Origin of the sequence: Mycobacterium sp., from assembly GCF_040509115.1 — a bacterium.
In the GTDB taxonomy this organism is placed as follows: domain Bacteria; phylum Actinomycetota; class Actinomycetes; order Mycobacteriales; family Mycobacteriaceae; genus Mycobacterium.
In genome coordinates this window covers 1-11074 of the sequence record NZ_JBEVLO010000439.1, presented here as the reverse complement: position 1 = coordinate 11074, position 11074 = coordinate 1, and the positions used below count along the sequence as shown (strand labels likewise).

At 64.7% G+C, this 11074-nt stretch carries 10 protein-coding genes; 8 read left to right on the top strand and 2 right to left on the bottom strand.

The window, feature by feature from the left end; translation table 11 throughout:
- The first annotated feature begins 83 nt into the window (after positions 1-83).
- Positions 84-530 carry a MarR family winged helix-turn-helix transcriptional regulator gene (locus tag ABW137_RS30340; protein ID WP_526405694.1) on the top strand — a complete coding sequence of 149 codons (447 nt, stop codon included), beginning with the start codon at positions 84-86 and terminating at the stop codon, positions 528-530.
- 149 nt (positions 531-679) lie between these two features.
- Here ABW137_RS30340 and ABW137_RS30335 read toward each other — a convergent pair whose 3' ends face one another.
- The gene (locus tag ABW137_RS30335; RefSeq protein ID WP_526405692.1) at positions 680-1267 is read right to left on the bottom strand and encodes a TetR family transcriptional regulator; all 588 of its coding nucleotides are present in this window, start codon (positions 1265-1267) and stop codon (positions 680-682) included.
- Positions 1268-1338: 71 nt separating this feature from the next.
- On the opposite strand from ABW137_RS30335, the gene ABW137_RS30330 reads away from it, so the two are divergent.
- From ABW137_RS30330 to ABW137_RS30310, 5 genes are all read left to right on the top strand, one after another.
- Positions 1339-2193, top strand: a complete 855-nt coding sequence (locus ABW137_RS30330) for an SDR family NAD(P)-dependent oxidoreductase (protein WP_526405690.1) — start codon at positions 1339-1341, stop codon at positions 2191-2193.
- A gap of 233 nt (positions 2194-2426) precedes the next feature.
- Complete coding sequence (locus ABW137_RS30325; protein WP_526405688.1) at positions 2427-3119, top strand: FadR/GntR family transcriptional regulator; 693 nt, start codon at positions 2427-2429, stop codon at positions 3117-3119.
- Positions 3120-3277: 158 nt separating this feature from the next.
- Positions 3278-4711 carry a glutamine synthetase family protein gene (locus tag ABW137_RS30320; protein WP_526405686.1) on the top strand — a complete coding sequence of 478 codons (1434 nt, stop codon included), beginning with the start codon at positions 3278-3280 and terminating at the stop codon, positions 4709-4711.
- Between the two features lie 21 nt (positions 4712-4732).
- The gene (locus tag ABW137_RS30315) at positions 4733-5785 is read left to right on the top strand and encodes a carbon-nitrogen hydrolase family protein (protein WP_526405684.1); all 1053 of its coding nucleotides are present in this window, start codon (positions 4733-4735) and stop codon (positions 5783-5785) included.
- A gap of 141 nt (positions 5786-5926) precedes the next feature.
- Positions 5927-7360, top strand: a complete 1434-nt coding sequence (locus ABW137_RS30310; protein ID WP_526405682.1) for a purine-cytosine permease family protein — start codon at positions 5927-5929, stop codon at positions 7358-7360.
- Between the two features lie 41 nt (positions 7361-7401).
- Here the strand turns inward: ABW137_RS30310 and ABW137_RS30305 are convergent, their stop codons facing one another.
- Positions 7402-8280: a helix-turn-helix domain-containing protein gene (locus tag ABW137_RS30305; protein WP_526405680.1), complete on the bottom strand. Its 879-nt coding sequence runs from the start codon at positions 8278-8280 to the stop codon at positions 7402-7404.
- 112 nt (positions 8281-8392) lie between these two features.
- Here ABW137_RS30305 and ABW137_RS30300 point away from each other — a divergent pair, with 112 nt between their 5' ends.
- Together ABW137_RS30300 and ABW137_RS30295 are read left to right on the top strand one after the other, a co-directional pair.
- Entirely contained in the window at positions 8393-9301 is a 909-nt protein-coding gene (locus ABW137_RS30300; RefSeq protein WP_526405678.1) for an MBL fold metallo-hydrolase, read from the top strand.
- Complete coding sequence (locus ABW137_RS30295; RefSeq protein ID WP_526405676.1) at positions 9294-10709, top strand: carboxylesterase/lipase family protein; 1416 nt, start codon at positions 9294-9296, stop codon at positions 10707-10709. Before ABW137_RS30300 ends, ABW137_RS30295 begins: the two co-directional genes overlap by 8 nt.
- The last annotated feature ends 365 nt before the right edge of the window (positions 10710-11074 follow it).

Here is an 11074-nt window from a genome sequence, read left to right as displayed (position 1 = left end):
CACCGCTGCTCCGACTGTCGGGCAATATGCCCTTTCGGCCATTCACACCGGTCGGGTAGCCGAAGTATGTCAAGATGGTTGATATGACGGATGCTACTGATCAACCGCTTGGGTTTCTGCTGTATCAGGTGATGGCCGCGTTGCGCCCCCAGGTCAATGCGGAGTTGCGACCCCTGGGAATCGGTTTGGCTGAGTTCGTGTGCATGCGGAATCTGTCCATGTGGCCCGATCAGTCCAACGCTGAACTTGCACGTCGCGCCAGCGTGACTCCGCAGGCGATGAACCTGGTGATACGAAGTCTTCAGGACATGGGGCTGATAGCGCGGCCCGAGGCCGCTTCGTCGGGCAGATCCTTGCCTGCTCGGTTGACCCGCAAGGGGGTTGCCCTGCTCAAGCGTGCCGAAGCCGCCGTGCTGGTGGCCGACGCGCGACTGTTGGACGAACTCGCGCCAGCCGATCGCGACGAACTCAAAAGGCTTCTGTACGTAACGAGTATGCAGTCCTTGAAAGGCGCACCGAGCAGTCGATAGGCGACCCAGACCGACGGATGTACGCAGTCGTTGACGGTTGCCGGCGATGTGCCGAGTAGTGCACGGTGCCCCTGGGCCCGATCGTGTGAGCGACGGCTATCCGGAATGGAGCGAAAAGGCATCCGCGACACCCGAGAACGTGTGCCGTGTCAGCGGACCGCGTTCATGGCCGTGTCCAGTAGCGCTGACAGCGTGTGCGGTTGATCTGTGGTGGTCCAGGCGAGGAGTGCGGCCTCGACGCAACCCAGCGCGGCGGCGATGACTGCATCGGCGCGAGGGTCCGAGTCGTCGTTTGGATCGGCGTGCAGGCGCCGGGCCATTTCCGGGCGCAGCATTGTGTGCCAGCGGGCACTCTTCTCTCGGTGACGTGCCGCCAAGACGGGATTGTGGACGATCAGTCGGGCAAGACGTCGGGATCGGTCGTCGGTGGCGGTGTAGTGGTCGATCAAGGGTTCCAACGCGTGACGCATTGCCGCCCAGGGCGTCTCGTCTGACGGACGTGCGGTAAGGGAGATGAGTAGCTTGTCGCCGGCATCGGCGGTGTCGGCGAAGAGTGCGTCTTCCTTGGAGGGGAAATACCGAAAGAACGTGCTGCGCGAGATCTCAGCCGCCGCGCAGATGTCCTCCACGGTCGTTTCGTCATACCCGCGTTCGAGTATCAGATTGGCGACGACCGAGGCGACCTCGGTACGCATCGCCTGACGAGCCCGTGCCCGCGCTCCACTCTTCGTGCTCACCGCTCAATGATACCCATCGCCTAAAATGGTACTGTGTCTCATAATCGAGACGGTATCCCATGGAGGTTTCAATGACAGGCCCGAAGACAGTGGTGGTCACCGGCGGCAGCGATGGCATTGGCGCCGCCGCCGCAAGGCAATTGCGCCGCGACGGACACATCGTCGCCATCGTGGGGCGCTGTGCAGACAAGACGCGTTCGGTGGCAACGGAACTCGGCGTCAAGTACTTCATCGCTGACTTCGCCCGGCTTGACGACGTGCAACGCCTCGCAGCGGAGTTGAAGTGCTCCCTGCCCGTGATCGACGTATTGGCCAACAACGCCGGAGGGGTCTTCGGGACGCGGACCACAACAGAAGACGGGTTCGAGCAGACCTTCCAAGTCAACTATCTCGCGCCGTTCTTGTTGACACGCCTGCTCCTCGATACGTTAATTGCGTCGCGGGGGTCGGTGCTGCAAACGTCGAGCACAGTGCGCTTCGCAGGCAAGGTCAACCTCGACGATCTCAACCACGAACGAAGATTCGACGCGGCCAACGCCTACGCGGTCGCCAAACTCGAAAACATCCTGTTCACAATCGAACTGGATCGCCGCCATCGAAAGGATGGAGTGTCCGCGGCCTCGTTCTATCCCGGCAACGTCGCGACGAACTTCGGGTCACAAACAACTGACCCGATCATCCGGCTCGTACGCGCCCTGGCGTCCAACCCGGTCGCACGGCGACTGCTTCTGTCGACGCCGGAACAGGGTGCCGCTCAGATCATTCAGCTCGCCGAAGGGACGCCAGGAACCGATTGGCAGCCCGGCGCCTACTACTACAGAGGGAGGTCCGCCACGCCCGCCAATCGACAGGCACGTGACGCCGACCTCGCCCGCGGATTGTGGGAACGCTCCGAAGAATTGCTCGCCGAGCGGTTGCACGCCTGAAGAACGGGGCGCGCGCCGCGCGAACGGCGGCGTGCAACCCCGTCGCGCGAAGCGCGCACCGTCGAGCGCCACATCGGCTCGATATCCGTGCTCCCGCGACGATGGGTGGGGTGGCGGTTGGCAGCGACCTCGATCAACGTGTTCGTCTCCGACGCGAACGGTGACGGATGGTCCGAGCGCCGTCTGTCAGACTGAGGTCTGACGACCAGGTCAGCAGGTGATAAGGGGACGTGATGGCGGGCCAGATGGGCCAGGTAGATCGGCGGCCGCTCTACGAACAGGTGGCGGACCGTCTCCGCGAATTCATCGACACCAGCGGAATGCAGCCCGGCGACAAGTTGTCCAATGTCCGCGATCTGGCGTCCGAATTGCAGGTCGGACGGTCCTCGATCCGCGAGGCGATCACCGCCCTGCGTGCTCAGGGCATCGTCGAGGTTCGACACGGGGACGGCATCTATCTGCTGCAGCGGCCCGAGAACATCATTGCGTCGCTGGCGGCTGAACTCGTCGAGACACACGTCGATCACCCGTACATCTGGGAGACGCGGCAAGCCTTGGAAACTCAGTGTGCGCGATTGGCTGCGGTGCACGCCACGAAGGCGGACCTGCGGGAACTGAACGCTGCGCTCAAGCAGATGAGCAGTGAAATCGACTCGGGACTAGCGGGATTGGACGGTGACCGGCGCTTTCACCTCGGCGTGGCCGCCGCGGCGCACAATCCGTTGCTGCTGCGCCTGCTCAAGGGAATGACGCCCGCGCTCGACCGGACGTCGGAGACGTCGTTGACCCGGCCCGGGCAGCCGGCGCAGTCGCTCGCGGACCATCGGGGCATCGTCGAGGCCATTCGCACGCACGAGGCGACCCAAGCCGCCGACAGAATGCTGGCGCACCTCGTCGGCACCACCGACCGGCTCGTCAGGCGCTGAGCGGGGCCCGGGGGTGGGCCGGGTCGAGAAGGTGTTCCTATTCGGAGTGCCGGGTGGCGGTGATGCTGCTACATTTCAGGTGATCTGATCACCTGCACACCGGACCGTGATCAGGAGTTGTGATATCAGATCACCCGATCATCTGGAGAGGGCGTCACATGGGCTCAGCATTCATCGCCGCGAACGGCTTGTGGTCGCAAGAACAGCAGGAGGCGGGGGCGCGGTTGCTGTCGCGTCTCGAGGAACTGGACCTGCGCCAAGTGCGCGTCAGCTGGGGTGACCAGCACGGCATCCTGCGGGGCAAGACCCTCGAGGTCGACGCGTTTCGGTCGGCGCTGAAGGAGGGCAAGGACTTCCAAACGGCGACCCTGATCTTCGACACGACGAACAACCCGGCGGTGCCGCCGTTCGAGGCCCACGGCTTTGGTGACGCCCGGCTTACCGGTCTCCCGGACGGAGTTCTGGTTCCTGACCCGACGACGTTCCGCGTACTGCCCTGGGCGGACCGGACCGGCTGGGTGCTATCGGAAATGTACTACCGAAGTGGTGAACGGGTGCCGTTCGATACCCGCGGCGTACTGAAGACGCAGCTGGCGAAGCTGGAGTCGGAGGGATTCAACTTCACCACCGGCGCTGAACTCGAGTTCTACATAACTCGTCTGGTGGATCCCAAGCTGAGCTTCGCCGATTCGGGATGGCCACCGGCACCGCCCCAGGTGACGGCCTTGTCGCACGGGTACCAGTACCTCACGGAGAATCGCGGTGACGAGGCCGACGCCATCCTGTCCGTCTTGCGTGACGAGATCGTCGCGCTGGGAATGCCGTTGGCCACGGTGGAGGACGAATGGGGCCCAGGGCAGGTGGAGATGTCCTTCGACCCACTCAGCGGTACCCAGACCGCCGACAACGTGCTGCTCATTCGCAGCGCGGTCAAGCAGATCTGCCGGCGCCACGGCTATCACGCCACCTTCATGTCGCGTCCGGCGTTCCCCAACATCGTGTCCAGCGGGTGGCACTTGCACCAGTCACTTGGCGACGCCAGTGCGACGAATGTCTTTCCCGGCGAGAACGGCAAGCTGCTCTCCGATACCGCCATGCATTACATGGCCGGGTTGCTCGAGCACGCGAAGGCCAGCTCGGTACTCACCACGCCCACCATCAACGGCTACAAGCGGTACATGGCCAATTCGTTTGCCCCGGACCGCATTGCCTGGGCGGAAGAGAACCGCGGTGCGATGATTCGCGTCTCCGGGGCTCGCGGTGACGGCTCGACGCACTTGGAGAACAGGATCGGCGAACCCACGGCCAATCCGTATCTCTACCTGGCCTCGCAGTTGATCAGTGGCCGCGACGGCATCGCACGCAAGCTCGATCCGGGCCCCTCGGCCGACGAGGCCTACACCGCCGACGTCCCGCTGATACCGAGCACCCTGGAAGAGGCCCTCCGCCACTTCACCGAGAGTGACATCATGCGGCGCGAACTCGGTGATGTCTTCGTCAACTACCTCACCACCATCAAGCAGAAGGAAGTCTCGCGCTTCAACGCCTACGTCACCGACTGGGAACAACGAGAGTACTTCGAGGTCTACTGACCGACTCCGAACACTCGACGCATGAGCGAAAGCCGACAGCGGATGGCACTAAAAGTCATTGCAGAGCATCGTGAGCCGGAACCGCGACCCAACTCGATCACGGTGGCCGTAGCTCAGCTGGGCGGGCCGTGGCTCAAACCCGCGGCCCGGTTGACCCGGATCATCGACGCTGCGCACGTCGCGGCAGCCGAAGGAGCCACGCTGATCGCGTACCCGGAAACCTACCTGTCCGGGTATCCCTTCTGGCCCTCCCGAACCCAGGGCGCCCTGTTCGACCATCCAGACCAAAAGGACTGCTACGCCTACTATCTCGACGCTGCCATCGAACTCGGAGGTCGAGAGCAACGAGAAATGGAGTCGGCTGCGTCCGACCTCGGAATAACCATGATCGTAGGGGTCACCGAACGTGGCGGCGCGGTAGGCCGCGGTACGGCATGGTGCACGCTACTGACCGTCGATCCGCGACGCGGATTGGTGGGACACCACCGAAAGTTGGTGCCTACCTACGACGAACGCTTGGTATGGGGACAGGGAGACGGTGCCGGCCTGATTGCGCACCCCGTCGGCAACGCCGTCGTGGGCAGTTTGAACTGTTGGGAAAACTGGATGCCCCAGGCGCGCACCGCACTGTATGCACAAGCAGAGACCGTGCACGTCGGCGCCTGGCCCGGCTCGAGCACACTCACCGGCGACATCACTCGGTTCATCGCCGTAGAGGGCCGAGTCTTCAGCATTGCCGCGTCTGGACTCATCACCGCGGAGTCGATACCCAGCGACTTCCCGCTGGCCGAGGAACTCCGTGAGGCATCCGACACCGTGGTGTTCGACGGTGGCAGCGCCATCGCCGGACCCGACGGAAAATGGCTGATCCCTCCCGTCGTGGGGGAGGAGGGGGTGATCGTCGCAGACTTGGATCTCGACCGCGTCTTCGCGGAGCGGCTGAACTTCGATCCCACCGGGCACTACACGAGACCGGACGTCTTCCGGTCTGTGGTCAACCGAGCGCGCCACGAGACCGTGCGGTTCACCGAGGACACGTTCGAGCAGGAGCCAAGCGTGTACCCCGGGGAGTGAGGTGGCCCCAGTGCGGCGTCGGAGGCGGCTCGCACTGGCTGTGAACTGCTGTTGACAACCTCGTATTGCGGGACTACGCAGACGGAAACGACTTGGCACGCACGAGTCTCGAACCTCACGAGCTTCGCAGGAGGACCGTCCATGAAACCCCACCCGTCAACGGATTCCGCTCTCGCGATCGAGCGTCGCACGATCGAAGTCATCCCCGACGGTGAGCGCCATGGAACGCCCCGCAACCAATTCACCCTGTGGTTCGGCGCCAACATGCAGATCACCGCCATCGTCGACGGTGCCTTGGCCGTCGTGTTCGGCGCGGATGCGATCTGGGCAATCGTAGGACTGCTCATCGGCAACGTGCTGGGCGGAATCGTGATGGCGCTGCACTCGGCCCAGGGTCCGCGACTCGGGCTGCCGCAAATGATATCCAGCCGTGCGCAATTCGGAGTCTACGGTGCCGTCGTGCCGCTTCTGCTCGTCGTCCTGATGTACCTGGGCTTTGCAGCAACCGGCACCGTGCTCGCCGGTCAGGCAATCGGACACATCCTGGGCTCGGACGACGTCGCCGTCGGCATCATCGTCTTCGGCGTACTGACCGCAGTCGTGGCGGTCACGGGGTACCGACTGATTCACACCATCGGCAGGGTCGCCTCCGTCGTCGGCATCATCGGTTTCACCTACCTGGCGATCCGATTGTTCGCGGAGTACGACGTCGCGTCGGTCGTCGGGGTGAAGTCATTCGACGTCGTCACATTCCTACTCGCCATTTCACTCGGGGCGGGTTGGCAGCTGACCTACGGGCCATATGTCGCGGACTATTCCCGCTATCTGCCACGGGCTACCAGCGGACGCGCCACCTTCTGGGCCACGCTGGCTGGCACCGTCATCGGGTCCTCGTGGTCGATGACGTTCGGCGCGCTGGTAGCCGCCGTCGCCGGGGACGGCTTCCTGGACGATCAGGTCGGGTTCGTCGGCGGTCTCGCTGGTCCTGCACTGGTGGCGACGCTGATCTACCTCGTGATCGTGGTCGGAAAGTTGACGGTCAACTGCTTGAATGCGTACGGGGGTTTCATGTCGATCCTCACCACGGTGACCGCGTTCAACGGTCAGACCCGCGTCTCGTCGGCTGCCCGCGCCGCCTACATCGTCGGATTCACCGCCGTCTCAGTGCTGATCGCACTCGGGGCCAGCACCGACTTCCTGACCAACTTCAAGAACTTCGTGCTCACGCTGCTCATGGTCTTCACCCCTTGGAGCGCCATCAACCTCACCGACTACTACCTGATCTCCCGCGAACGGGTGGACATTCCGGCGCTCTACGACTCCGACGGCCGGTACGGCCGCTGGAACGCATCCGCCCTGGGCTGCTATGTCATCGGCATCGTGGCGCAGATTCCGTTCCTCGCTCAGACGCTGTACACCGGACCCATCACCGGGATGCTCGGCGGTGCCGACATCTCCTGGATCGTGGGTTTGGTCGTCACGGCCGCGATTTACTACCCCCTGGCTCGGCGTACCAGCAAGCCGCCAGCGTCGATGATCTACCCCGACCAAGTCGCCGGGACGACCACGCGGTAGCGGCTCTGGGACGACCCACTGTCGCAGGGGTCAGCAGCTCCTCATCCGTCTGCCGGCACGGGTTGGGAGCTGGAGCGCTCACGAACCGTTCCTGCCAGCAGGCCGAGGGTGTCCGCCGAAGGGGACCCGGTCGTGGTGGTCATGATGCATACGGACTGCTCCGTGGATCGCGCGACCACGAGATTGTGTTGCGTCACGGTCACCGGACCCACCGTCGGGTGCTGAAGTCGATAGGAGTCCGCCTCGCAGGGCTTCACCCGGTGGTCCCGCCACAATGTGACGAACTCCGCGCTCTTCATGGACAGTTCGCCGATCAGGGCCGCGAGGGCGGGGTCGTCGGGATGGCGGCCCGCGACGAGGCGGAGATTGCCAACGACCGCGCGTGCCTTGCGCTGCCAGTCGACGTACAACTCGCGGGTATGGCAGTCCAGGAACAGCATTCGCGCCAGATTGGGTCGCTCCGCGGGCCGGTTCACCGCCTCGCGGTCCAGGTGACCCGCCAAGAGGGCATGTCCCAGTGGATTCCAGGCCAGGACGTCGAGGCGAAGACCCACCACCAGGGCGGGCAGATCGGTCAGGGAATTCAGCAGGTCCAGGGTCAACGGGTCGATGCGTTCGGTGCGTACCCGGCTAGGCCGTGGGGGCCGGGCGTGTGCGAGCGTGTGCAAGTGCTGCAGCTCGTGATCGTCGAGGCGCAGTGCCCTGCCGATCGCGTCAAGGACCGTGTCGGAGGCATTCACGGACTGCCCTTGCTCGAGGCGGGTGTAGTAGGACGCGCTGACTCCGGCCAACTGGGCGAGTTCTTCGCGGCGCAGTCCGGCGACGCGGCGTCGTCCGCCGACCATGGTGAGTCCGACGTCGTGCGGATCCACCTGAGCCCGCCGGGCTCGGAGGAACTCCCCGAGACTGGTGTAGGTCATCCCTCCACTATGCGCCCACTACGAGCCGCGGTGTCCGTGCTTGCCTGACCCTCTCAGTGATAGGCACGACTGGGGCTGGTTGCCGCGCCGGATGCGCCCGACGCTGGGACGCATGAACGAAATCGTATTGGGTGACGTCTCGGTCACCCGTGTCATGGAGTACTTCGGATCGGTCGAACTGTCGCCGGCGAGCTTCTTCCCAGACAGCCGCCCCGAATCGTGGGAGTCGAACCAGGACTGGCTGGTTCCCGATTTCTACGACCCTGGCCTGGGGATGTGTGTGTCGGCCCTCCAGACATGGGTGCTGCGTAGCAACGGCATGACCGTCCTCGTGGACACCGGCGCCGGAAATCTCAAGCAACGTCCCGGCACCGTATGGGACGGCCTCGAAACCGACTTTCTTGGCAATTTGGCGCGAGCGGGGGTCCGCCCCGAGGAGGTCGACGTCGTGGTGAACACCCATCTGCACAACGACCACGTCGGGTGGAACACCGTCCTGGACGACGGGCAGTGGGTTCCGACCTTTCCCAACGCCAGATACGTAATGCCTCTTGCCGATTTCGAGTTCTGGAATCCCGCCAACGGACACTCCTCCCGGCTGGGTGACGCCAGCCGCATCGTCTTCGAGGACAGCGTTGCGCCGGTGTACCAGGCCGGGCTGGTGGACTTGTGGGACACACACCAACACATCGACGACAACCTGCGACTGGACCCCGCCCCCGGTCACACACCGGGGTCATCAGTGCTCACCCTCAAATCCGGCAGCGACCGAGCAGTTTTCGTGGGCGACCTGCTGCACACCGCGCTGCAATTGAGCGAGCCGGACGTCAACAGTTGCTTTTGCGAGGACCCGACCGAGGCCAGGGCCACCCGCCGTCGGGTCCTCGGGAATGCCGCGGACACCAACACACTGGTGTTCCCGGCCCATCTCGGCGGCCACGGCGCAGCCGAGATTCGCCATCACGGTGACGGGTTCGCGGTCACGCAGTGGGCTGACTTCGCGCGGGTGACCCGTGGCTGAACTGGTCGTCACCACCGCATCCGGTCGCGTTCAGGGATCGAAAACAGCCGCGGGGACGGTGTTCCTCGGCATTCCGTACGCCGCCCCGCCGACAGGCGCCAATCGGTTCGCCGAGCCCAAGCCGCATGCGGACTGGACCGAAATCCGCGACGCCAGACGACCCGGGCCGGCCTCACCGCAGCAGGCCCGCACCGGATTTGGCGCATTGAACATGGCCCCGTACTTCGGAACCATACAGATGGGCGATCCGGACTATCTCCGCGTCAACGTGTGGGCGCCGAGGGCCGGCACCCGACGACCGGTGATGGTCTTCGTGCACGGCGGTGGATTCATCTCCGGCAGCACCCGGTCACCGCTTTATGACGGGGCCGCCTTCGCCCGCGACGGTGTGGTGCTGGTGACGGTGACCTACCGGCTGGGTGTCATCGGCTTTCTCGACTTGCCTGGGGCACCACCCAACCGCGGATTGCTCGACGTGCGGTCCGCGCTGCAGTGGGTGCAGACCAACATCGAAGCCTTCGGCGGCGACCCCGACAACGTAACCCTGTTCGCGCAGTCGGCCGGGGCCACCCTGGTTGCCGCGCTCCTCGCCACCCCCGACATAGGAACGCTAGTACGGCGGGCAATCATGCAGAGCGGCAATGGAACCGGAGCATTCGACCACGAACAGGCGGGGCGGGTAACCCATCGCGTTGGGGTCCTCCTCGGCGCCGCGGCAGACCCCGCCGCACTCGGGGCACTATCCGATGGGGAGCTGGTCGACCTCGGCGCCCAGCTCTCCGGCGTCGAGTTGCGAACATCCCGCCGCTTCGACCCGCTCGTCGGGCTCAGCCCCTTCAGCGTGGTGTTGGAGCAACAGCCCGCCGATGCCATCGCATCCGGAATCGGGGCACAGATCCCCATCCTCATCGGCACCAATGCCGAGGAGGGCAACCTCTATCTGGCACCGCGCCGTGAACTGGATAGCTCCTCCGAGAGTGACGTACGCGAACTGGCCGGCCGAACTCACGTCAACCCCGACGCTACGGTCGCCGAACTGCGCACCCGTCAACCCAATTGGACATGGGGCGAGATCCGGTCCGCCCTGCTCGGCGATGCTCTGTTCGGTGCGGGTACGCGACGTCTCATCGACGCACACAGGTCACAGTCCGCGGCGGAACTGCACGAGTACCGCTTCATCTGGCGCTCAGAGGCTCTCGGCGGTCGGTTGGGTGCCGCGCACACCGTCGAACTGCCGTTCGTCTTCGACTGTCTGCACGAACCCACGCTGGGTGGGCCTGACGGCCTGCTCGGCCCGCAGGCACCGCCGCAATCGTTGGCGGACGAATTGCACGGGGCCTGGGTCCGGTACGCGGCGACCGGCGATCCCGGGTGGGCGCGGACGGCGCCCCACACGTTCGCCGGTTGACGCCCCGACTCTGGCTTCCCGAAGAGCTTCTGCAAGATACGATTTTGCTGGCGCACAAAGGCTTTCAATCATGCGATGACGGGACCAACGTCGAGGCGTGGCTATGCGGATCATGCACAACCGGTGGGTCAGCCTGTGCCACCGACGGGCGGTCCGACCCGAGACCACCGTCGGCGACCTGCACACGACCGGACATCGCCCCACGATGCCTTCGGCTCGGCGCGCCCCAGGTTCACTGGCGCCGGCCGGACGACTGCCGGGGTATCAGCGTCGGTAGCGCCTTTCTGATGGAAGGCGACCCGTTGCCTTCACCGAGGAGCAGGTCCATTGCGGCGCTGGCGATCTGATCGAACGCAGTGCGCACC

What these genes read in the sequence shown, in the direction of transcription:
- ABW137_RS30340 (WP_526405694.1), top strand. Translation starts at nt 84, where the DNA reads ATGACGGATGCTACTGATCAACCGCTTGGGTTTCTGCTGTATCAGGTG.
- ABW137_RS30330 (WP_526405690.1), top strand. Translation starts at nt 1,339, where the DNA reads ATGACAGGCCCGAAGACAGTGGTGGTCACCGGCGGCAGCGATGGCATT.
- ABW137_RS30325 (WP_526405688.1), top strand. Translation starts at nt 2,427, where the DNA reads ATGGCGGGCCAGATGGGCCAGGTAGATCGGCGGCCGCTCTACGAACAG.
- ABW137_RS30320 (WP_526405686.1), top strand. Translation starts at nt 3,278, where the DNA reads ATGGGCTCAGCATTCATCGCCGCGAACGGCTTGTGGTCGCAAGAACAG.
- ABW137_RS30315 (WP_526405684.1), top strand. Translation starts at nt 4,733, where the DNA reads ATGAGCGAAAGCCGACAGCGGATGGCACTAAAAGTCATTGCAGAGCAT.
- ABW137_RS30310 (WP_526405682.1), top strand. Translation starts at nt 5,927, where the DNA reads ATGAAACCCCACCCGTCAACGGATTCCGCTCTCGCGATCGAGCGTCGC.
- ABW137_RS30305 (WP_526405680.1), bottom strand. Translation starts at nt 8,280, where the DNA reads ATGACCTACACCAGTCTCGGGGAGTTCCTCCGAGCCCGGCGGGCTCAG.
- ABW137_RS30300 (WP_526405678.1), top strand. Translation starts at nt 8,393, where the DNA reads ATGAACGAAATCGTATTGGGTGACGTCTCGGTCACCCGTGTCATGGAG.